Annotated in this window: 18 protein-coding genes and 1 pseudogene; 12 read left to right on the top strand and 7 right to left on the bottom strand. The window is 39.8% G+C overall.

The window, feature by feature from the left end; translation table 11 throughout:
- Positions 1-38 precede the first annotated feature (38 nt).
- The 3 genes from R5R67_RS08895 to R5R67_RS08885 form a co-directional block, all read right to left on the bottom strand.
- Positions 39-1589, bottom strand: coding sequence for a flavin-containing monooxygenase (locus R5R67_RS08895; RefSeq protein ID WP_000256762.1), 1551 nt, complete (start codon positions 1587-1589; stop codon positions 39-41).
- Between the two features lie 23 nt (positions 1590-1612).
- Positions 1613-2443, bottom strand: coding sequence for an SDR family NAD(P)-dependent oxidoreductase (locus tag R5R67_RS08890; protein WP_000599997.1), 831 nt, complete (start codon positions 2441-2443; stop codon positions 1613-1615).
- A gap of 65 nt (positions 2444-2508) precedes the next feature.
- On the bottom strand, positions 2509-3471 hold the full coding sequence (locus R5R67_RS08885) for a metal-dependent hydrolase (RefSeq protein WP_000226456.1): 963 nt from the start codon (positions 3469-3471) through the stop codon (positions 2509-2511).
- Between the two features lie 510 nt (positions 3472-3981).
- Between R5R67_RS08885 and R5R67_RS08880 the strand changes: the two genes are divergently transcribed.
- A complete protein-coding gene (locus R5R67_RS08880) occupies positions 3982-4704 on the top strand; it encodes a pirin family protein (protein WP_000459994.1) in 723 nt (240 codons plus the stop codon).
- A 64-nt stretch (positions 4705-4768) separates the two neighbouring features.
- Here the strand turns inward: R5R67_RS08880 and R5R67_RS08875 are convergent, their stop codons facing one another.
- The gene (locus R5R67_RS08875; protein ID WP_000107496.1) at positions 4769-5392 is read right to left on the bottom strand and encodes a TetR/AcrR family transcriptional regulator; all 624 of its coding nucleotides are present in this window, start codon (positions 5390-5392) and stop codon (positions 4769-4771) included.
- Between the two features lie 526 nt (positions 5393-5918).
- On the opposite strand from R5R67_RS08875, the gene R5R67_RS08870 reads away from it, so the two are divergent.
- From R5R67_RS08870 to R5R67_RS08855, 4 genes are all read left to right on the top strand, one after another.
- Complete coding sequence (locus R5R67_RS08870) at positions 5919-6878, top strand: metal-dependent hydrolase (RefSeq protein ID WP_000626177.1); 960 nt, start codon at positions 5919-5921, stop codon at positions 6876-6878.
- 62 nt (positions 6879-6940) lie between these two features.
- Entirely contained in the window at positions 6941-7774 is an 834-nt protein-coding gene (locus R5R67_RS08865; protein ID WP_000600021.1) for an SDR family NAD(P)-dependent oxidoreductase, read from the top strand.
- Positions 7775-7797: 23 nt separating this feature from the next.
- The gene (locus tag R5R67_RS08860; RefSeq protein ID WP_000126747.1) at positions 7798-9321 is read left to right on the top strand and encodes a flavin-containing monooxygenase; all 1524 of its coding nucleotides are present in this window, start codon (positions 7798-7800) and stop codon (positions 9319-9321) included.
- Between the two features lie 111 nt (positions 9322-9432).
- Positions 9433-10308 carry a class I SAM-dependent methyltransferase gene (locus R5R67_RS08855; protein WP_000658002.1) on the top strand — a complete coding sequence of 292 codons (876 nt, stop codon included), beginning with the start codon at positions 9433-9435 and terminating at the stop codon, positions 10306-10308.
- Between the two features lie 11 nt (positions 10309-10319).
- Here R5R67_RS08855 and R5R67_RS08850 read toward each other — a convergent pair whose 3' ends face one another.
- On the bottom strand, positions 10320-11333 hold the full coding sequence (locus tag R5R67_RS08850; RefSeq protein ID WP_001984934.1) for an AraC family transcriptional regulator: 1014 nt from the start codon (positions 11331-11333) through the stop codon (positions 10320-10322).
- A gap of 136 nt (positions 11334-11469) precedes the next feature.
- On the opposite strand from R5R67_RS08850, the pseudogene R5R67_RS08845 reads away from it, so the two are divergent.
- The 4 genes and pseudogenes from R5R67_RS08845 to R5R67_RS08830 all read left to right on the top strand — a co-directional run bounded on the left by R5R67_RS08845 (position 11470) and on the right by R5R67_RS08830 (position 16520).
- Positions 11470-12956 (top strand): annotated as a pseudogene (locus R5R67_RS08845) (flavin-containing monooxygenase).
- A gap of 44 nt (positions 12957-13000) precedes the next feature.
- Positions 13001-13855 carry an SDR family NAD(P)-dependent oxidoreductase gene (locus tag R5R67_RS08840; protein ID WP_000834594.1) on the top strand — a complete coding sequence of 285 codons (855 nt, stop codon included), beginning with the start codon at positions 13001-13003 and terminating at the stop codon, positions 13853-13855.
- Positions 13856-13927: 72 nt separating this feature from the next.
- The gene (locus R5R67_RS08835) at positions 13928-14821 is read left to right on the top strand and encodes an alpha/beta hydrolase (RefSeq protein WP_000811569.1); all 894 of its coding nucleotides are present in this window, start codon (positions 13928-13930) and stop codon (positions 14819-14821) included.
- A 28-nt stretch (positions 14822-14849) separates the two neighbouring features.
- On the top strand, positions 14850-16520 hold the full coding sequence (locus R5R67_RS08830; RefSeq protein ID WP_000154600.1) for a GMC family oxidoreductase: 1671 nt from the start codon (positions 14850-14852) through the stop codon (positions 16518-16520).
- A gap of 59 nt (positions 16521-16579) precedes the next feature.
- On the opposite strand, the gene R5R67_RS08825 is transcribed toward R5R67_RS08830, so the two are convergent.
- Together R5R67_RS08825 and R5R67_RS08820 are read right to left on the bottom strand one after the other, a co-directional pair.
- A complete protein-coding gene (locus tag R5R67_RS08825) occupies positions 16580-17860 on the bottom strand; it encodes an OprD family outer membrane porin (protein WP_000753546.1) in 1281 nt (426 codons plus the stop codon).
- 31 nt (positions 17861-17891) lie between these two features.
- Complete coding sequence (locus R5R67_RS08820) at positions 17892-19238, bottom strand: MFS transporter (protein WP_000439032.1); 1347 nt, start codon at positions 19236-19238, stop codon at positions 17892-17894.
- Positions 19239-19613: 375 nt separating this feature from the next.
- Here R5R67_RS08820 and R5R67_RS08815 point away from each other — a divergent pair, with 375 nt between their 5' ends.
- Genes R5R67_RS08815 through R5R67_RS08805 form a run of 3 tightly spaced genes read left to right on the top strand, consistent with a single transcriptional unit; the run spans position 19614 to position 23478 of the window.
- Positions 19614-21299: an arylsulfatase gene (locus R5R67_RS08815; RefSeq protein WP_000769545.1), complete on the top strand. Its 1686-nt coding sequence runs from the start codon at positions 19614-19616 to the stop codon at positions 21297-21299.
- A 25-nt stretch (positions 21300-21324) separates the two neighbouring features.
- Positions 21325-22278, top strand: a complete 954-nt coding sequence (locus R5R67_RS08810; RefSeq protein WP_080746777.1) for a formylglycine-generating enzyme family protein — start codon at positions 21325-21327, stop codon at positions 22276-22278.
- A 12-nt stretch (positions 22279-22290) separates the two neighbouring features.
- Positions 22291-23478, top strand: coding sequence for an OprD family outer membrane porin (locus tag R5R67_RS08805; protein WP_000680436.1), 1188 nt, complete (start codon positions 22291-22293; stop codon positions 23476-23478).
- Positions 23479-23634 lie beyond the last annotated feature (156 nt).

The following is a 23634-nucleotide window of genomic DNA, read 5'->3' as shown; positions in this document are numbered from 1 at the left end:
GCCCACCTTCATCAATAAAGTGGGCTTTTATAAATTAATTAACCTGCGACTTCTTCAACTTTAGGTTTTACTTTTACAAGATCAGCTTCATAGATGACATCGTATTCTTCTAAATTTAAATGATGTAAACGCTGTTTAAGCTTTTTCAATGACCATGGCCATGCTGCAAAGTTACGACCATTTGCATCAAGGTAATAACTCTTACAACCACCACTATTGAATACTGTGGTTTGTAAATGCTTTTGTACAAGCTCATTATGCTTTTTAATTATTTCTGATTTTACAGAAAGTTTAGCAATACCTTTCGCTTTCATTTGCAATAAACCATCTACAATATATTGCAGTTGGGCTTCAGCAAGACCAATGAATGAGTCATAGACCAAGACATTTGGCCCTAGCATAAGAAATGCGTTCGGTACATTTTCAATATTGGTTCCTAAGTAAGCTTCCGGTGAGGAGTCTTTCCAGAGTTCTGCCAGACATTCCCCTTTTTCGTTATGTACCCGTTTACCAATGGGTGGATGAGACACTTCAAATCCAGTGCCCCAAATAATCACATCTACTTCGTGGCGTTCGCCATTAGCTGCAATCACCGTATTGCCTTCGACTTTAACCAGGCCATGTGGAATAAGTGTGGTATTCGGTGCTTGTAATGCTGGATAGTAGTTATTGGCAAATAAAATACGTTTACAGCCAATATCAAAATTAGGTGTTACGTTTTTACGTAAAACCGGATCTTTAATTTGTAACTTTAACAGTTGTTTCGCAGCAAAATTGACAGGTTTTAATGCTTTTGGGTTGCGTAAGCCAAAATTGATGACATTTAAGGCGCCTGCTACAGTCTGGCGCCAACTTGCCTGAATCGCTGGATATTTGGCAATAATTGATTTACTCAACTCACCCAAATCCGTATCCGGTTTTGGCAGCACCCAAGGGGCTGTACGTTGGAATACAAACAGTTCTTTGGCTTTAGGTTGAATTTGGGGCACAAACTGGATGGCAGATGCACCAGTACCAATCACAGCAATACGTTTTCCAGTTAAGTCATAATCATGGTTCCATTTCGCCGAATGGAACATTTCACCAGTAAAGGTATCTAAACCTTCAAGGCGTGGAATCTGCGCCTCAGTAATTGGGCCTGTAGCAAATAGAACTGTTTTAGTAATATATAAACCAGAGCTTGTCTCTAGTTTCCAGACATTTTTTACATTGTCCCATTCCGCTTTTAATAGTTCGGTATTGAATTCAATTAAGGACTCTATATCAAACTCACGACTAACATCTTCTAAATAACTTAAAATTTCCGGCTGACGTGCAAATAAATGGCTCCATTTTGCACTTGGAGCAAACGAGTAAGAGTATAGAGCCGAAGGTACATCACAACCACAGCCCGGATAGGTATTTTCACGCCAAGTACCACCAACGCGGCTTGCTTTTTCAATAATTTTAAAATTAGTTAGGCCTGCTTCATTTAGCTTAATTGCAGCAGCAAGACCAGAAATACCCGCACCGACAATAAAAGTGTCATAAATATGTGCAACTTCTTGGGTTTTACGGGTGCGTGTATTTGTTCTAGGTTTAGTGACCATAATTTTTCTGCCTATACAAAATTTTATTTAAATAACTGATACGAAAGCCCAAGGAACTTTGCATATAGCGTTGGAGATGTCCTTTTCATAAGCCAGAATAATTTGGCGTCGATCTGTGGCGTGGTGTAGAGCTGCCCACGATCTAATCGATTCAATGTTAAAGTTGCAACTGCATCGCTGGTCGTCATGGCATAGTTCATGAGTGCATGGTTTGCAAGCTTGGAATAACGCCCCGGAATACGACCATTTTTAATGATATTGGTTGGCACCAAAGTCGGGCAAAGTACATTGACTTTAATATTGAATTTGCGAAGCTCGGCTGAAAGGGTTTCGGATAATGCTAAAACACCCGCTTTCGTTACATTGTAGACACTCATTTCTGGTGCTGCGGTATACGACGCGGCAGAAGCCACATTAATGATTGCACCGTAACCTAGTTTTTTGAACTTTGGCACAAATGCATGACAACCATGAATAACACCCCACAGATTTACATGCATACACCATTTCCAGTCTTCCAAACTCATTTCATCAAATTTGCCACCTAGACCTACGCCAGCATTATTAATGATGAGTGTTACCGGATGATCAAGTAACTGCTCTGCTTGATCAGCCAAAGTCTGTACTTGTTCTGCTTGCCCAACATCGCACTGTACAGCAAATGCTTTTTGTCCCAACTGTTCAATTAACTTTACGGTTTCTTCAGCAGCTTCTAAATTAATATCTGCGCAGACTACGCTGCCACCACGTTTTGCCAGTTCAACTGCAAAGCTTCGTCCAATCCCACTGCCTGCCCCAGTTACGACCGCATATGCGTTTCGGCTCGGCTGGTCTTTCTTACCAAATAAAATCATAGTAAATCCTAAAAAATTTTAGGGAGACGGCAGTAATTGTCATATTACTGCCATGACCAATAGGCTTATGAAACTGCACGAACTGGTGGTGTAAATTCCTTCACAAAGTAAGGCGCAATTGCACCGCCCTCGTTAAGTAATTTCTTTTTGTAGTACTCCAGATATTCAGTCGTATCATGGTCATTTGGATGGAAGTCTGGACGTAAGTAATCAAAAATCTGACCAATGGTGCTACCAAATACGCCATCTTTTGGACTAAAAATTAAGTTGACGCCACGACGTGCATCTTTCCAAAATTTTCTGGTCAACAGTTCTTTTGGCTTACGCAGTAGAGGTACAAATAAAGTTGCTGTTGGAATAAGCCCTAAAATGGTAATGAAAGCCATTAAAAAGCCCGTTGCCCGTAACGGATAATTACCGTTTAAAACCTGATAGACGTCATAAGCAATATCTTTATGCTCAGATTCTTCAAGCATATGCCACATCCATAAGGCACGACTTTTGGCATCGTCGGTATAATAGAAATTCTTTTCATGCTTCATCATGTATTCGGCAAGTACCGCCGTAAAATGTTCAATACCCGCCATGAGTGAAAGCTTTAATGGCTGCGGGAATTTTAAGAACACATATTTAAAGAAGTTCTCACCCAAGAAACGATAAAAATCGACCGGATATTCCAGCTCTTTAATTGCATCATTGAACTCATTATGCAATTTTGAATGGATAGCTTCTTGACCAATCAGCGATGTAACACGCTGTTTTAAAATCGGATCTTGAATAAATTCACGGTGGTGACGAGCTGTTTCAATCACCAGATCTTCACCATAGGTCAAAAAAACCGAAAGCGTTGCAAAAAACAAAGTTGCAAACTGGTTGTTGACGTAAAACTCGATATCAATTTCTTTACCATCAAACCCGATATTTAAATGGCGAATTGGGATAGTTCCTTTATTTGAGAAATCTATCTTTTGATACTGAGCTATAACTGATTTAGGAGAAATAATATTTCGGATAGCTTGAGCGACCATTTTCGACACCCTATAAAATTTGTTAAATACAAGGCAGCGTCGAATCAAACAGTTAAAGTTGTCTTTGGATTATTTCTTGCAATCTTTAACTGCTCTAGAACAAAAATTTGCTCGAATACATCTGCCTTGCCATGTTTTATGAACTTAAATATTGTTAAGTTCACCAAATCAGATTAAATAGTGCGCTTGATATAACTCTCGAACAAGGACAAAAAAAGCCAACCCACATTGAAACTTTTTGCCAACTTAAATATTTTTGATAATTTCAAAGAACTTATATAACTAACTATTATTCATAATAATTTAAATAAAATACATTTGTCCTAAAATGATAAAAATATGGCTTTAAAAGATAAAAAATGAAATATTATGCCTACTTCGATAGAAATCTTATTTCAATATTTCAGCGTTCCAAAAATCACACTAAGCTTTCTATTTTCAGAGCTTTATTGCACAAATGAAAACGATAAACTGCATTCAGAGAAAAAAATTGAATGAGGATAATAAATCATGTTTGATATGCGTTTATCTCATGAGCGTGGTGCAGCACATCATGGCTGGTTACAGTCAAAACACACGTTTTCATTTGCAAATTATTGGGACCCGAAACAAGTTGGTTTTTCAGATTTACTTGTAATTAATGACGATACAGTTGCTCCATCAAAAGGCTTTGGTACTCACCCTCACCGTAACATGGAAATTATTTCTTATGTGCTTGAAGGTGCGTTAGAACATAAAGATTCAATGGGTACAGGTTCGGTTATTGTGCCTGGTGATATTCAGTTAATGAGCGCAGGCCGTGGGGTTGCACATAGTGAATTTAATCACTCTGCTCAAGAAAACGTGCACTTCTTGCAAATTTGGGTAGTTCCAAATGAAGTGAACACAACACCGGGCTATCAACAATTGCATATTTCCGAGGAAGACAAACGCGGCAAATTGCACTTGATGATTTCACCAAAAGGTGGCGAAAAAACTTTATCCATCAAACAAGATATTAATATTTATTCAGGTCTTTTTGATGGTGAAGAAACAGCAGAGTTTGCAATTCCTGAAGGTCGTTATGTTTACCTACATGTGGCAAAAGGCCGTATTGATGTAAACGGTAAAACCTTTAATACAGGTGATGCTGCGCGTATTCGTGATGGAGGCAAGTTATCATTTACCAATGGTGACAATGCTGAAATTCTGATTTTTGATATGCGTCCGGAAGAAATTCCAACCATGCCATAAATAGTAAAAACACCTGCGTAGAAGTATACGCAGGTGTTTTTTATCACATTTGAAAAACTAAAAATTATGATTGATCTTCTGAGCGTGCCATTTCAGTATTGATATAACTCATAATCATAGTGGTTAGCCCCTGCACCATTTCATCAAAACTAATAAATGGGTTGGGTAAAATAAGATGTCTTGCAACATTAAAAATACCGCTATTAATACAAATATAGGTAATTACAGGTAAGTTATTAATTTTTAAATATTTAGGATTATGCATCATATACTTCATGATGACTTCCATTAAAGCCTGTTCAATTTTTGGAATATATTTATCGTATTGCAACTCACCTGCATAACGTAAAACGGTTAAGTAACGGTCATTATTTTTCTTTAATAAATCACTGAACGTATAAAAAATCATTTCAATAACAGGTTCTAACTCCAACTCTAAAATTGTAGGAGTTAGCTCTTTAATCATGTCGAGAATTTCACTCACAAAGTAGTGATTCATCGCATCATAAATTTCTTCTTTGTTTTTAAAATACTCATAGAGTGACCCCACACTCACCCCTGCAATTTCTGCAATATGACGTGTAGTGGTACCACTTGGTCCATGCAATGCTACAGCAATAAAACCTGCTTCAATAATGGTATCGACAGTGACTTTGGCTCGTGCCTGACGGGGCTTTCGCGTAGACATATTTTCTTATAAATAATCCGAACATAAACTCAGATTAGCATGTAATTTAGCCCTACCCTAATAAAAAAAACAAAATCCGAATAGTTGTCAACTTTCATGAAATATTTCTTTTAAAACTACAATGAAACACAGTTATAAGTTCTTTTATGTTTGAGTATTTCTTTTTAATCACATTAAAATATTTAAATAAAAATCAATATATTAATAAACTTTAAAACTAATTTTTTATTTTATAAAAACATGAAACTTTAGGTTTAGAAACTTGAAAAGTTACCCGAATTGAATCCGAACATAAACTCAGATTAACATGAAAAAATCTAAAAAGAGGTTGAGCCGTTTTACTGAACTTTCCTCTTTTTCCCGTTATTCAGTCAAATAATCACACAAATAACGGAGCAACATCACCGTAGTCAGTAAGCAGAGAAAACTGCTTTTTGAAAATGGAATTTACAGTGTCCTGTTGCAAATCAAAGCTTTTGGTTTTCGACGTAGCCGCACTATCACTGATTGATCTGAAGGTGTCACCATGATCTCGACCACAGTTAAAAAATCACTAAACAAAATTAAATTTTACCGTGAAATCGAGTTACCGGATTTTGCCAGTAAAAAATCCATCCCAATCCGTCATTTAAATATCGGATTTGAAGGTAAAGAGATTGATGTTGAATTCTATATGAACAATCAATTTGCCACGATGTTTTTTGCTACGCTTTCAGTATTTCTGACTTATGGTGAAGATCTGGTGATTGAAACAGCTCGTCATCACCGTGAATTTATTCAAGACCCAGTTTTAAAACAGCGTGTTACTTCATTGATTGGACAAGAGGCAATTCACTCTAAGTTGCACAATGAATATAACGATGCACTTAAAGATGTTGAATACCCTGTCGATTTATACCGTTTCTTGGGCGAAAACTTCTTTAAATATGTGTTTTTGAAATTTCCGCAACCGCTTAAATTATCGATGATGGCTGGTATTGAGCATTTTACTGCGGTACTTGCCGAATACATGATGAAGCACGAAAAGAATTTCTACTATTCAGATGATGCAAAAAGCCGTGCTTTATGGATGTGGCATATGCTTGAAGAATCTGAGCATAAAGATATTGCTTATGATGTATATCAATTACTCAATGGTAGCTACCCACTACGAGCTTCTGGCTTCTTCTTAGCTTTCTTTACTATTTTAGGTTTAATCCCAGCAACTACCTTGTTTATTCCGGTTTTAAGAAAACCGCAGGAAATGTTGACTAGAAAATTCTGGAAAGACGCGCGCCGTGGTGTAGGACTTATTTTTGGTCCAAAAGATGGTGTATTCGGTAGCACCATTGGCCAGATTTTCGATTATTTACGTCCTGACTTCCATCCAAATGACCATGACACGACCGAATATCTGGAGTACTACAAAGACAAATTACTCAAAGAAGGCGGCGCGATTGCACCTTACTTTGTGAAGGAATTTACCCCACCTGTACGCTTGTCATAACTGGCTTGCAACCAGCCATTACTTAATGGCTGGTTTTCCTTAAATCTATTTCGGGATGAATCATGATTTTATTTGGCAAAAAGAAAGTTAAACCAAGCCAAAAAGCTTATGCCGTCGTGACGGGTGCGGGCAGCGGAATTGGACGAAGTTTTGCAATTGAACTGGCAAAACGTGGTGGCAGCGTAGTCTGCGCAGATATTAATTTAGAAGCTGCTGAAGAAACTGTAACATTGCTTGAACAACAGGGTGCAAAAGCATTTGCAATGCATTGTGACGTAGGCAACCCTGAACATGTCACAAATTTGGCTGAAACTGCTGAAATTTTACTTAGTCATCCGGTCACCCTTGTCATTAATAATGCGGGTGTAGGTTTGGGCGGTAAGTTTGACGAACTCAGCCTAGAAGACTGGAACTGGGTCATGAATATTAACCTATGGGGTGTTATTCATGGTTGTCATGCATTTGTGCCAAAGTTCAAAAAACTAGGTTACGGCGCAATTATTAATGTAGCTTCTGCGGCGTCTTATACCGCAGCACCAGAAATGACTGCCTATAACGTAACGAAAGCTGGAGTCCGTGCGTTGTCTGAAACACTTTCGGCTGAACTTCGCAAATTCAACATTAAAGTCAATGTGCTCTGCCCGACTTTGGTGCCTACCAATATCATTAAAAATGGTCGTATTCCGGGCCGTTATTCAAAACTTGCAGACCATGCGCTCATGAACTACGCACTCACCACAAGTGATGATGTAGCCGAACTCACACTTAACCGTCTTGATCAGGATGAGCTTTATACCATTCCTCAAATCGATGCGAAGTTGTTCTGGCTGATGAAACGTGCATCACCAAGTTTGTATACCAAGTTTCTTGGTACCTCTTACAAATTATTTAAATAAGAAATTTTATAGGTAGTACCCATATGACTGCTCAAATGAAAACAAATGCATCAGCAAAAAAAGCTGTCAATTCACCTAACCATATTTACGATACCTTTATTGTCGGGGCTGGAATTTCCGGTATCGCCGCAGCGATTCGTCTCGACCAAGTTGGCTATACCAACTATAAAATTATTGAAAAAGCAGGACGTGTGGGTGGCACTTGGCGTGAAAACACCTATCCGGGCTGTGGCTGCGATGTACCGTCGGCTTTGTATTCTTATTCGTTTGCGCCTAGTGCAAAATGGAGTCACTTATTTGCACGTCAGCCGGAAATCTTAAGTTACTTAGAAGATGTAAGTAACGAGTTTAATATCACGTCTAAAATTGAGTTTAACAACGAACTACTCAATGCTGCTTGGGATGAATCACGCCATTTGTGGGTACTTGATACAACTACTGGTCAATATCTATCGCGAACTGTTATTTTTGCAACAGGCCCAATTACCGAAGCCCAGATTCCACGTCTTGAAGGTTTGGATACCTTTACAGGTGAAATGTTCCATTCAGCGAAATGGAACCATGATTATGACTTAACTGGAAAACGCATTGCTGTAATTGGTACAGGTGCATCTGCCATCCAGTTTGTGCCCCAAATTCAACCTAAAGCCAAAGAGCTATTTGTGTTCCAACGTACGGCTCCTTGGGTACTGCCAAAACCGGATACGGATTTGGGTGAGTTTAGTAAATCAATTATTGCCAAATATCCAGCGATTCAGGCAAGTTGGCGTAAAAGTGTAGCGCTAACCCTCAATGCGATTAATTTTGGTTTACGTAACCCACTTGCACTAAAACCAGTAAATGTACTCGGCAAGCAATTACTTAAACTTCAAATTGCAGACCCTGAGTTACGTAAAAACGTAACGCCTAATTTTGATATTGGCTGTAAACGTATTTTGTTTGCTAACAATTACTACCCTGCACTACAAGCACCAAATACCACGCTTATTCCACATGGCCTGGTTAAAGTCGAAGGCAATACGGTGATTGCAGCTAATGGCGAACGCCATGAAGTTGATGTGATTATTTGGGGCACAGGTTTTGAAGTATCTCACCCACCAATCGGCAAACGTGTGTTTAATGAAAAAGGCCAACGTTTAAATGATTTGTGGAAAAATAGTTCACCGGAAGCTTACTTAGGAACCAACATTGAAAATGTACCAAATGCATTCTTAGTATTGGGACCAAACGTACTGGTTTATGACTCATTTATTGGTTTGGCAGAAGCACAGCTCGACTATATCGTAGATGGCTTGCTAAAAATTAAAAACAAAGGAATTAGCAAGTTAAATGTTAAGGCTGATGTGATTAAAAAGCACAATGACTTAGTGCAAAAACACTTACAAACAACTGTATTCAATAGTGGTGGCTGTAAGAGTTATTACCTTGACGCTAACGGTCGCAACTTTGCAGCATGGCCGTGGTCATTGAAAAAGCTTAAACAACGTTTGAAAAAACTAGATTTGAAGGATTATGAAGTTACATATCAAATGTCAAAGACACATTAATTTGTAAATTTGACCAAATCAGTTGTAAGGAATGGGCAGTGTATTTTAGATTTTCATGAAATACACTGCCTTCTTCATTCAATCTTCAAGAAATAAAAGAACAGGTTAAAGATGAAAGAAGGTCAATCAAGTCGTACTGCCGAAGCCGCTGCTGCTTTACGTGCGAATCACTTTAAAAATACGACAAACCCTGTATTTTCAGATCCCTATGCTTTTGAAATGACCAGTAAAGGTTGGAAAAAGCTTTTATCTATACCACTCATTGTTAAATTAATGAATTCACCCATTTTAAACCGTACCTTAGGTTTATTGAGTGGGCAGGTTGTCGGTCGATCACGTTATGCCGAGGACTTACTTAATCAAGCTGTTCAACACAATATTGAGCAATATGTTTTGGTTGGAGCGGGTTTAGACTCTTTTGTGCTCCGAAAATCACAGTATTATCCAACTTTAAAAATTTTTGAGGTTGACCATCCTGATACTCAGACTGCCAAACAATCTAAACTCAAAAAATTAGGCGAACTCCCTTCTACTGTTGAATTTGTTTCTATTAACTTTGAGAAAGAATCTATCTCTGAGGCGCTTGCCCGAAGTCGCTATATACGAAAAGCTCCGGCTTTCTTTTCTTGGCTGGGCACCACTCATTATTTAAAGCCGGAAACTACGCTGCAAACTTTAAAAAGTATTGCTGAATTTGCTGCAAACGGCAGCGAAGTGGTACTCGACTATTCGACCGATTTTCAGGAATTAAAAGGTATTGAGCGACTCGGGAGTATGGGCGTTGCACAGTTTACCCATTTGCTGAAAGAACCTTTACTAGGTCAATTTAAACCTTCAGATTTACATCAGGCGGTTGAAAAAATGGGTTTTGAAGTAGTCGAAGACTTGTCTGGTGAAGCTATTACTGAACGTTATTTTTATAACCGTGCCGACAATATACGCCATACATCGGCAACACGTTTGCTACATTTGCGTTTAAAGAAATAAAGATACTTTGACTATTGGCTATTTAACCGCATGGCATGAGGTGTTTTCCCATGCCATCTTTTATAAGCATGAATAAAACTGGCAGGTTCGGCATAACCTAACCATTCGGCAATTTGCTCAACAGAAGCTTTTGGTAATGCCAAATATTGCTCTGCTAAGACCTGTCTAACCTCTTCACGAATCTGGATAAAAGTCATTCCTTCCGATGCCAAGTGACGGCGCAGGGTTCTTATATTTAAATGCAGTCGATCAGCCACTATATCCATAGATGGCATTTCCCCACGCATACTCATCAGCTGCTGTTGCACTAAGGTTGTAAATTTATTTTGTGATTGGCGCTTTTCTAATATTTGACGACATTGTTCTTCTGCAGTGTGCAGAACCAACTCATTCGCCATAAGTAGCTTTTGATCTACTTTTTGCGGATCAAGAATCACAAAACTTTTAGCTGCACCAAATTCTGGCATGACCCCAAATAAATTCCGATAAGGCTCGGCATCACCTTTGGGTTGGAAAGAAAAAGCCAAATATTGGCAAAAATTATCCTGTACCAAATCTCGCTGTACCGTAATGAGTGCAGCGGCATCGCGTTCAATAATGAATTGACGCACTGAAGATGGAATATCTTGCTCATCAATTTCGATACGGATTCCTTGTGGTGTATCCGACACATCAAAGCGGGTAAAAGCAAAGGTTAAAGTAAAATAGGTTAAAGCCAGATCAAGTGCTTCACGAATGCTCGCACTACTCATCAGAGCCATGCCTAATGGCCCAAATGTGGTGAAATGATAGCGTGTGCCCACCTCTAAGCCTAATGTCGGTCTGTCTCCTAATTGCTCAACCAAGTTATGAATCAACTGTAATTCCTGATGGCCTGTCACCACCATATTAGGGTCAAGTAATTGTTGTTGGCTAAGCCCAGTCCCTTGCAAAATTGTCTGATAAGAGATGCCTGATTCCAGCGCGAAATCAGCCATTAACCGAACACTATGTACACTGCGTTCAAATGCCCATGCATACTTCACTGTATTGCTCAGAATGTCCTCGAATCACAATATTTTGTCCTCATCCATCCTCTAAATCAAGTTAATAAACGTCTATTCTGCATACAGGAAATTGCGATTTTTTCGCTCACTGTTTTTAAGGATTTTAGAGCAGCCTATGTTTAATTCGTCGTCTAATTCAAATAAAAATGTACGCATCGCCATTATTGGCACTGGCTTTGGTGGTCTAGGACTTGCCATTCGTCTCAAACAAGCAGGTTTTGAACAATTTACTCTATTTGAAAAAGCTGCCGATGTAGGTGGTGTCTGGCGTGACAACACTTATCCGGGCGCTGCATGTGATGTGCCGTCACATCTTTATTCTTTTTCTTTTGAACAGGAACTTGGTTGGAAAAATCGCTACGGGACATCTCAAGAGATTTATCAATATTTACGTCACTGTGCCGATAAATATGATCTTCGCCCGCACACCAAATTTAATACTGAAATAGCCAGCGCCGAATTTGATGCACTGCAAGGTGTATGGCACATCCAAAGTACAACTGGTGAACAGTTTGAAGCTGAATTTCTGGTTGGTGCTGTAGGCCAACTTAACCGCCCAGCCTATCCAAAACTTAAAGGCATTGAAAACTTTAAGGGTAAGGCATTTCACTCAGCGCGTTGGGACCATGACTATGACTTAACTGGTAAACGTGTTGCAGTCATTGGCACAGGCGCAAGCGCGATTCAGTTTGTACCTGAAATTGCAAAACAAGTGGCTCACCTAGACGTTTATCAACGCTCAGCGCCTTATGTTATTCCAAAACCGGATCGGGTTTACCAACCTTTAGAGAAAAAAGCTTTCCGTAAACTGCCGATCTTGCAAAGTCTAGACCGTGCCTTGCAATATGGTCATCATGAAATTCGCCTACTTGCTTTTACAACTTCACTTAATGAAATGCCTTTGGTGGAATACTATTCCAGCGCCACATTCGAAAAGTTGTTAAAGATGGGAAGTTACGCCATCGTTTAATGCCGGACTATCCAATTGGTTGTAAACGTATTTTAATCTCTAACCACTGGTATGAAACGCTGACCCAACCTCATGTTGATGTGATTGATACAGGTATTCAAGAAATTACTGAACATGGCATTTTAGACACGGAAGGAAAGCTGCGTGAAGTTGATGCCATTATTTACGGTACAGGTTTTACGGCGACTGAATTTATGGCGCCAATGCAAATTACTGGACTTGATGGGCGTACATTAAAAGACACATGGAAAGATGGTGCTGAGGCTTATTTAGGCCTAACAGTAAACGGATTCCCTAACTTCTTTATGTTGTATGGACCAAATACCAACCTCGGGCATAACTCAATCGTCTATATGATTGAAAGTCAGGTGAATTATATTTTAGATGCACTGCGCACTACTTTGAAAAATAACCTGCTGTTCACCAACATTCGTGCCGAAATTCAACACGAGTTTAATCAAAATATTCAGGAAAAAATGAAAAAAACGGTGTGGGCGCAAGGCTGTACCAGTTGGTATCAAACTGCTGATGGCAAAAATACCAATAACTGGCCAGGTTTTACCCTTGAATATCGCCAACGCACTCGTCGCTTTGACATTGAAAACTACACTCAGGTGTCGGCTATTTCTTAAATACGCTTCGCCATAGGAAATGAGAAAAATAAACGGAGAATTTTATGAAGTCTTTTAAAAATAAAGTCGCAGCTGTGACAGGTGCGGGTTCAGGTATTGGTCAAGCAATTGCAATCGCCCTCGCCAAACAAGGCTGTCATCTGGCACTTTCTGATATTAGTGAAACCGGGTTAGCCAAAACAGTCGAGCTATTAGCGCCCTATTCTGTCAAAGTCACCACTCAAAAAGTTGATGTGGCTAAACGTGATGAAGTTGCAACTTGGGCAAAGGCAGTAGTAGATGAGCATGGCCAAGTTAACCTGATTTTTAATAATGCTGGTGTCGCAATAGGTAGCACGGCTGAAGGTGTGAGCTACGAAGATCTTGAATGGCTCATTGGTATTAATTTTTGGGGCGTGGTTTATGGCACCAAAGAATTTTTACCTTATTTAAAGCAAAGTGGTGATGGGCATATTATTAATATTTCCAGTATGTTTGGTTTAACAGCTCAACCGACCCAAAGTGCTTATAACGCCAGTAAATTTGCCGTTCGTGGTTTTACTGAATCATTACGCCAAGAACTTGATATGCAAAATGCTGGTGTGAGCGCGACTTGTGTGCATCCGGGTGGTATTCGCACCAATATTGCCAAAGCTGCACGTATGAATAATAGCGTCCAGTCTTTAGGAATGGACCCGCTAAAAAGCCAAGATGCTTTCGATAAATTACTTCGCACCCCTGCTGATGATGCAGCTCAACAAATTTTGGAAGCTGTTCGTAAGGACCGTCGTCGTTTACTTATTGGCGCCGATGCAAAAGCCGTTGATGTAATTCAGCGTATTCTGCCGCAAGGCTACCAAAAGATCTTTGCAGCCGCGACTGCTTGGCAAACTCGCCTACTCAACAAATCAGCAAAATAAAAATAGTGGTCAGCATGCTCTTAATTTTAGGAGATGCTGACTAATCTCACATGCTTAGTATGAGTCCTTATTATGAAGCAACTTCTTGCATGGACCATCCGTACCACACTACGTCCAGCTTTATCCCCTAAAACACCACTAAAGCTACAACGTTTTTGTAGTGATGCAGCCAGTGCTATTGTGCTTGGGCCTCGTGGTTATCAAACAAAAAAGCAAATAATTGCTCAAGTTCCTACACTTCATATTCTGCCTAAGACCATTAAGTCAGGTCTCGGTATTTTGTATTTACATGGTGGTGGCTATGTCGTGGGCAGTAGCAAAAGCCACGCTAAACTTGCCGCTCAGATCGGACATGTAGCTCAAGCACAAGTCTGGTTACCTGAATATCGTCTGGCCCCAGAACACCCAAGCCCTGCTGCTATTGAAGATAGCATTGCAGTCTATAAAACTTTACTTGCTTACGGACAAGACCCTAAAAAACTTGTAATTGCGGGTGACTCCGCTGGCGGCGGACTGAGCTTAAGCACCGTAATTGCCTTACGAGACACAGGTTTACCTTTACCAGCGGCGTTAGTTTTACTTTCGCCATGGGTTGACTTAAGTCTTTCAGGAAACACAATAAAAACTCATGCTGCTCAAGATGCAATGCTCTCCGAAGGCTGGTTAGCTTGGTGTGCAAAAAACTATTGCGGCCAAAAATCGGCAACCGATCCAACGTGTTCCCCACTTTATGCTGACTTAACCGGATTACCGCCGGTTCTGATCCATGTCGGTACCGAAGAAGTTTTATTAGACGATGCAAAACGCCTTGCTGAACAGACTGAAAAATACGGCATTCCGACGAACTTAAAGCTTTATGACCAAGTCGGACATGTTTTTCAATTTCATGCAGGTATACTAAAGGAATCTAATGACTCCATTGAGCGCATTGGGCAATTCATTGATAAACATACAGAGTCAATATAAAAAATATCATTAGACAGGAGCCTTCATCATGACAATAAACAATTATGACTATGATTACCTGATTATTGGTTCAGGCTTTGGTGGTAGTGTTTCTGCTTGCCGTTTAACTGAAAAAGGCTACTCGGTTGCCGTAATGGAAATGGGGCGACGCTGGAAAGCTGAAGATTTTGCTAAAAACAACTGGAATACCCGCCGCTGGATTTGGCGTCCGGGCATGAAACTTTTCGGTTATTTCAACATGCGTTTTTTTCGCCATGTCACCATTATTTGCGGTAATGCCGTAGGTGGCGGTTCAATTACCTATGCCAATACCCTACTGGTTCCACCTGAACATATTTGGGATGAAGGCACATGGGCAGATGCCGCGGACTGGAAAAATGAAATGCCTCAGCACTATGCTGAAGCAGAACGTATGCTTGGCGTGACTGATAATAAAATTTTCGGCCCTGCCGACCACATGCTAAAGAAAATGGGTGAAGCAGTCGGTGTTGGCCATACATTTAAACCCACTCGTGTTGCAACGTTTTTTCCACCCGAAGGTGAAGAAGGTGGCAAGACCTACCCCGACCCTTATTTTAACGGCGAAGGTCCAGACCGTGGCACTTGTACCGCATGTGGCGGTTGTATGACGGGTTGTAAACACAACGCAAAAAATACATTAGATAAAAACTATTTGTACTTTGCCGAAAAAAATGGCGCCAAGGTTTATGAAGAAACCAAAGTAGTTGATGTTAAACCACTCACTGGTAAAGCCGATGGCAGCGATGGTTATGAAGTCACGACTGAATGTTCAAGCTCATGGTTTAACAAACAACGTCGTACGTGGCGAGTTCGTAATGTGATTTTCTCGGCATCTTCTTTAGGCACACAAGAGATGTTGTTCCGTTTAAAACAGTCTGGTTCTTTGCCAAATATATCTGATGATTTGGGTAATCGGGTTCGTACCAATGCCGAGTCGATTTTAGGTGTTCGCTTTTTTGGTAAAGATGTCGACATGAGTAAAGGTGTTGCTATTGGTTCAAGTATTTACATTGACCATGACACTCACATTGAAGCGACTCGCTACCAAAGTGGCTCAGATGCCATGGGCCTTATGTGTACTTACATGGCTAAAGGCAAACCGGGTTGGACGCGTATTTTCTTTTGGTTATGGGCACTCATTTGCCATCCATTTATTTTCCTTCGCATGAGTAATCCTGTCAGTTTTGCACGTCAAACCTTAATTTTCCTTGTCATGCAAACTGCAGATGCGTCCATTAACATGCGCTTGAAACGTAACTGGTTCTGGCCTTTTGGTAAGGTGTTATCGAGCGAGGGTAAAAAGCTACCTGTTTATATTCCGCAGGCCAATGCATTTACCGAAAAAGTTGCCAAAATGTTTAATGGCCACCCCATGACGACCATTACCGAAATTTTGTTTAACGTACCTTTTACAGCTCACTGTATGGGTGGTTGTGCAATTGCTTCAAGTCCAGAGCGTGGGGTGGTAGATGGACAAAATCGGGTGTTTAACTATAAAAACTTATATGTTGTAGATGGTTCAATGCTAGGTGCAAATTTGGGGGTTAACCCAAGTCTCACCATTACAGCTCTAGCAGAACGTGCAATGTCTTATATTCCGGCTAAACATACTTTAGAAGAACAAGCTTATACTCAAACTCAGGGTGAAGTTTTAGAAGCAACAAAAGTATCTGCTTAACCACATCCAAAAGCAGGTTAAAACCTCAAATAAAAGGTTTTAACCTGCTTTTTTAATATTTAAAATTTAAAGGTGTAATCGACATTCAAACGTGTTTCATTTGCCGAGTGGAAAGTCATATTCGTTGGCATGTCATTACGGTAGTGAGAAAAGCGAGCTCGCATTCCTAAGCCTTTTAACTTGCCTTCTGGAATTTTATAACTCAAATCAAACTCCAGCGAATCTTCTTTAAAACGCTGATCGCCATATTGCAGTAAATCAATATCTTCACCTTTAGCATAACGGGTCATAAAACGTAGTCCGTTTAATGAAACATCCCCTATCCACGTATTTTTAAAGTCATATTCATAACGAATCGAGTAGACTTTTTCGTCTTTATTTGAGTAGTCCGAACTCATAAAATCAAGCACAACCGGACTTTCAGTTCCCGACAAAAATGGCAGACCAGTCGAGCCAAACGACTGCATGTAGCCAAAAGAAACCGTATGATTTTGATAGTTCAAACCAAATAAGCCACTAATATGTCGGTTATCGACCTCTCCTATTTTTTTACTTCCAGTTTCTTCACTATTAAAAAACCGCACATCACTTAAAAAGTTAAGCTGGTCATTCAAAGGTTGTTTGCCGTTAAAGCCCAAAAATTGTTGCTGGTAAATGTCTTTGAGTTCAGCATGATAAGCACGTAAACGGTAATCTTTTAACTGATAACTTCCACCTAAAGTATAAAACGAGTCAGTGGTGGCAGCTTTGTTAAATCGATGATTGATATTGTCTGTTCCAACATCGGTATAATGAATTGAGTCCCGCTGACGTACTTCGTCGACATAAAAACCTTCGAGTTGAAGATTTGGAATTTCATTTGAAACAAAGCGGATACCACGATAAGTCTGAGGGAACAAACGCGCTGGCGATGAAAATATGGTCGGTAATTGAGGAACTAAATCGCCCACAAAAAGCTCATTTTTTCTAAATTTAGCCTTCCCCGTAATGCCAATTTTTCCATAATAATCATCACGCGAGTTATCGGTATTCACTGGTAATAAGCCACTACGCGCATAGTCATCAGCACGGTTTCCCATCAGGTTAAAACCTGCCATTGCCAGTACATCAACACCAAACCCAACCGTACCTTCAGTATAACCAGACTGTCCTTTAAAAATTAAACCCTGCGCCCAATCTCTGGCTGCTGTATAAGGATAGGGATCTTTTTTATAGTCTCGGTCAAAGTAAAAATTACGTAGTGTCAGCTCAGCTTTACTGTCTGCAATAAGCTCGGCATGCACAACTTGACTAAATAATGGGCACAAGCATACCCCCACCCACAATGGTGTCTTTTTCATTTTTTATCTCAACTATTTAATTTTTAATGGATTAAGGTGCTGTTTTAAGTGAGAAGTTTTGCTCTTTTTGACTGCGGTAAAAAGCACTACCCAAACTTAAAATCAGGAAAATAGCCAAAATAAACACCACGCCGTAATAAGCATATAGCGTTGCGGGTGCTATCCCTTTATCCAGAAAAATGCCTGCGACCGTTGGCGATAAAATTGCTCCAATTCGTCCAAAACCAATTGCATAGCCCACGCCGCGACTACGGATTTCAGCATCATAAATTGTTGGAGAAATCGAATATAAACCTGCCACACAGCCATTAATGAGTGTGCCAAGCAATAACCCCACCATGAGTGCAATGCTGACTTGAGCGGAGACTGCGACAAATAGGAAAACACATGCCGAGGTTAGCCCTAAAAACAAACTTAAGGCATAGAAAATTTTCATACGTGAAGCAAGTAAACCAATAATGGCTGCTCCGAAAATACCACCAATACTAATTAAAATACCGGTACTTACGCCTTGTTCAGGCGACATTCCCATTGAAATCAGAATTTTTGGTGTCCAGCTCATGACAAAGTAAAAGCCAAACATCACTAAAAAGAATGCAAACCAAAGGCAAAGTGTCTGGAACCCCTGCTGCCCTGAAAATAATTTACCAATATCACCTGTATTTTTTTGATTATTCTTGCCGTAATAAGGTAAGGCTTTTAAAGCAGTTAAACCCATACGATTTACTGTTGCGTTAATACGTTCTAGTGCCTGTTTTGGTCTTTTCGCCAACAAATAATCTAAAGATTCAGGTAATAACCATGCACTAATCAGTAACATCACTATGGTTGTGATGCCCCCTGCCAAAAAGATTGAACGCCAACCTAAATGCTCAATCAATGCTAGTGAGAGTACTCCGCCCAGTGTCGCACCAATGCCATAACCTGTAGACATTAAACTCACTGCGAGACTGCGCCAGCGTGCATTGGCATATTCACTTGCCAAGACATTACTACTCGCAAGAATCCCACCTACCCCAATTCCGGTAATAAACCGAAGTGCGGCCAACATGCCATGACTTTGTACTAAAGCACAGCCCAACATGCTAAGACCTGCAATCACAAGACAAACCAAGATGAGTAAACGACGACCGATTTTATCGGCTAAAGGTGCGAGAAAAATTGAACCGGCAGCCATCCCAAAAAGACCTGAACTCAGCAATAAGCCAATTTGTGCGCCTGAAAGTGACCATTCTGCTGACACGGATGGCGCGGTAAAAGCCATTACCATCACGTCAAAGCCATCAATAATATTGAGACAAATACAAATCAAAATGATGAACCATTGATAACGGCTCATTTTATTGTGATTAATCTCACTTAGAACATCTCTTTCCATTTGTGCATCTCCCAATGTGGATAAGAGATACACACGACATTGCTAATATGAGCGATTGGGTGGTTATGCATATCCGTATCCATCATGACCTAGAGGAATATTTGTTTTTTGAGCATCCTGCTCTTTTTCTATACTGAATATTTGGATCCAAAAAATCAACTAAAATTATAAATTGATTATTAAAACATCTATAAACATATAAATTATATAAGTATAAAATTATTAAAAACATAAAATTAGATTGTTTGAATATTTTTATGGATCCACAATAAAAAATCTATTATGATCGATTCCAGAGCATTTTTTAGCCAAAAAAGCTCTGTTCATTTCCATGGAATGCAAGATGCATTTATAAAACTTCAAAGGATTGTTGTTATGAAACTCAAAAGAGTAAGCCAGCTTACATTGGGACTTTTTTTTGCCAGTCAATTGTTTTACACAGCGCAAGCAGCATCTCCAAAAAATCAACAACCACCGAATATCATGATTATTTTGGCCGATGATCTTGGATTTTCAGACATTAGTGCCTATGGCAGTGAGATTAAAACACCTCATATTGACAGCCTGTTAAAGCAAGGAAAAATGCTTTTCAATTTTCATGCTTCATCAATGTGTTCACCTACTCGTGCACAGCTTATGACAGGTGCAGATAACCACTTGGTGGGTTTAGGTGCCATGTATGAAACTTCTAAACGACAAGAAAAATTGGTTGGGGCCGATAGCCCACGTGCACTCCTTAAAATTGATGGATATTCAGGCCATTTAACGCAAAATGCGTATACACTCGCAGAGATTTTAAAGACTAAAGATTATTACACCTTCATGGTCGGTAAATGGCATTTAGGCTATGCTCCCGACCAAAATCCTAAAGCCCGTGGTTTTGACCAATCTTTTGCCCTGCTCGATGGCTTTGATTTACACTTTAAAGACCAACCTAAGAACTATCCGCGCAACACTCAATACACAGAAAATGGTCAAAAGGTCACACTGCCTGACAACTACTATTCAACCGATTTTTTTACACAAAAAGCGTTTGAGTACTTAGACAAAAATAAAGCGCAGAAACCATTTTTTGCCTACCTCGCCTATACCGCTCCACACTGGCCAATACAGGCACCTGCTCACTATAGAGATTTATACAAAGGTAAATACAATCAAGGCTATGATGCGATTCGCAAACAACGCTTTGAACGTCAAAAGAAATTAGGATTAATTCCTACAAACGCAGAATACCCAACTGAAAGTGGTAATCAGGCTTTAGGCACTAAAAGCTGGAATGAACTCACCCCACAAGAGCGCAAATATGAAGCACGTAAAATGGAAGTTTATGCGGGCATGGTCACCCAGTTAGACGACCGCGTAGGCGATGTCATTCAATATCTTAAAAAGCATCATTTATATGACAACACTTTGATAGTATTTATGTCAGATAACGGTGCTGAAGGTGGTGATCATAATTTCCCAATGGGTGATGCCGACAATCGCTATGAAAATATAGGCAACGCCAGCTCATATGTTTATATGGGACCACGATGGGCCGAAGTCAGCAGTACACCATTCACCTATTGGAAATCAGCTGCTTCGGAAGGTGGAGTACGTGTTCCATTTATTGTTAAATCGCCTGTACAAATTTCTAAACAACGTGGAATCAACATTAACTTTGCGACAGTAAGAGACATATTCCCAACCGTTATGGAACTAGCGGGTATTCAAAATAATCAAATCTATCCAGCTTCAAGCACTAAAATTAAACCGTCTGGTTTTAGCCTAATTCCTGCTTTTAAGGATAATACTGCCCGTATTCGCCCTGTTAATTATTATGACTTTAAAGAATTGCATGGCAGCCGCTACGCCAAAACTGACGAATGGAAACTTGTTGAAAACTCACCTTCTAAATTTAAAAGCCACGGTTGGGAACTCTACAATTTAAAAACAGATTTTAATGAGCAACATAATGTTTATGCAGAACATCCTGAGATCGTCAAAGTCTTAAATGATAAATATTTAAGATATGCCGTTGAAAATGGTGTTGTGGATTTTGAGCAATACAACAAAAAGTAGAGAAAACCAGATGAAACAAATCATGATGCTTTCATCGTTTCTCTTACTTGGTGCATGCCAAAAAACCACGCCTCAACTAGAACAGACCACCTTGCCCGACTTAGGCAGCAAAGCTAAATGTAATTCTTATTCGGGCCTTCCTTCGGGTTGGCCTAAAAACAAAGAAGCCGGCATGGTCAAGCTTCCGCAAGGAAAAATTGTTTTAGGCACCACACAAGGTTATGAAGATGAACGCCCATTAAACTTACAGGCAACTTCCGTTCCCGCTTTTTTAATTGATGCAACTGAAGTCACCAATGCTCAATTTCAAGAGTTTGTTAAACAAACGGGTTATGTCACCGATGCAGAAAAGCAAGGTGGTGCAGCTATGTTTGTACAACCAGATCATCCTGTTGAAGAACTACAATGGTGGCGATTTGAAAAAGGTGCCAATTGGAAACATCCATGGGGCCCAAACAACCCTAAACAACCAGCACCTCATGAGCCTGTTCGCATGGTGACATGGAATGATGCCTACGCTTATGCAAACTGGCTAGGTCATGACTTACCGACTGAGCTTGAGTGGGAATATGCCGCCAAAGGTTTTCAGCAAAATTCCGATATTGGCCCTACCCACGAAGGCCATATTGTAGCCAATTTCTGGCAAGGGGAATTTCCATACAAAAATGTTCAGGAAGATGGTTTTAAGGATGTAGCTCCTGTTGGTTGTTTTAGCAAAAACCCATTTGGCTTATACGACTTGATTGGCAATGTATGGGAATGGACGCAAACACCCTATACAGGTCCAAGAGATCATCATATGGGAGAACCATCGAAATATCGGCAAAGTCACGAACAGATTTTGCAATACACGATTAAAGGTGGGTCTTATTTATGCGCAACCAACTATTGCGCGCGTTATCGTGCTGCCGCGAGGCATCCACAAGAACTCGACCTTGCCACCAGCCATGTCGGATTTAGAACAGTAAAACGCTTTTAAACGGATTTAAAAATGAAGCATATTTTTATTTATGGGATTTTCTTCTCAGGGACGACCCTTGCCTGCTGTTTAGCTCATAGTGCAGTCGATGTCAATTTTCAAAATACACTCACACTAAAAACATTCAACTTCGACAGACAATATGAAAATGGGACCAGCCCCGATACTCATAGCTTGAGCCAAGGTCTGATTTATCGTGGCGACTGGTCAACCAAGCTTAATGAGGTTCATCTACACCTCAATCCAAGCATTCAATATGCTTATCGCCTAAGTAGCGACCAACATACCAATGATATGGTCATACCCTTTGACCCTAACACAAAAAAACAAGCACAAGACTACGTTAAATATGGCTTAGGAGCTGGAGTTGAATATCAAAACTTTCGCATGAATATAGGTGAAATTATTCCTGACTCACCACTTACCCCACAAGTCGACACACATCAATTACGAGTGAACTACAAAGGCTTGGAATTAAAATATAAGACACCACAACAAAATTTCGAGCTGGGTTTGATTAACCGTTATTCACCTAAAAATGAGGAGGACTACCACAAACTCGCCATATCAAAATATGAATCTGACGGACTCTATTTCTTTCAATGGGATGGCAAAACACCACGGTACCACTGGAAATTTTATAATGGTTACTTAACAGATCTCATCAATCAAAGTTACCTTGCTTTTGATTATCAATGGACAAAGCAGCACACCACAAAATTACGTGTGTTTCGCCACGACGATGTCGGTAAATCAAAGCTTGGTGAATATGACAATACATCCATAGGCGCTATGCATTTCATCAAACATGGCAACTTTACAACCGGAATTGGCTATCAAGAAAACTTTGGCAAAGATGGTATTCCAAAACTCGACAATATACCCATCCCGCATATGGTGAACTGGACCTTAGGTGCGTTTACCAAAGCAGATGAAAAGTCTTATCATTTCGTTGCCTCGTATGACTTTAAAGACTACATCAAGGGCCTAAAAGTGACCTATAAATATATTTATGGCGATTCATTTCAGACCATGAATCAAAATGATTTTGAGCAAGAAAGTGATGTGTTGATTCAGTACGACCTAAATGCTTGGGTTAAAAATCTTAAGTTTCTTTTCTTAAATATTAACTACGACACCAAACATGGCAAAAGTCTGGATGAACAGCGCATGATGCTTCACTATACGGTTAATTTCTAAATCTCTACACTCCCATAATGGCTTAACCATAGCCATTATGGATCCAAATAAACCAATAAAAAATTTCACCACAAAATTCCAAAGAAACGTAGAAGTCCTTAACAACAGTTAAAAAACAGACAAATCAACCAACTTTAAAGAACAATATTTTTGAAT

It is taken from the genome of Acinetobacter sp. OYA S30 (assembly GCF_033599315.1).
Taxonomy (GTDB): Bacteria; Pseudomonadota; Gammaproteobacteria; order Pseudomonadales; family Moraxellaceae; genus Acinetobacter; species Acinetobacter baumannii.
This window is presented reverse-complemented; position numbering and strand designations above follow the sequence as displayed.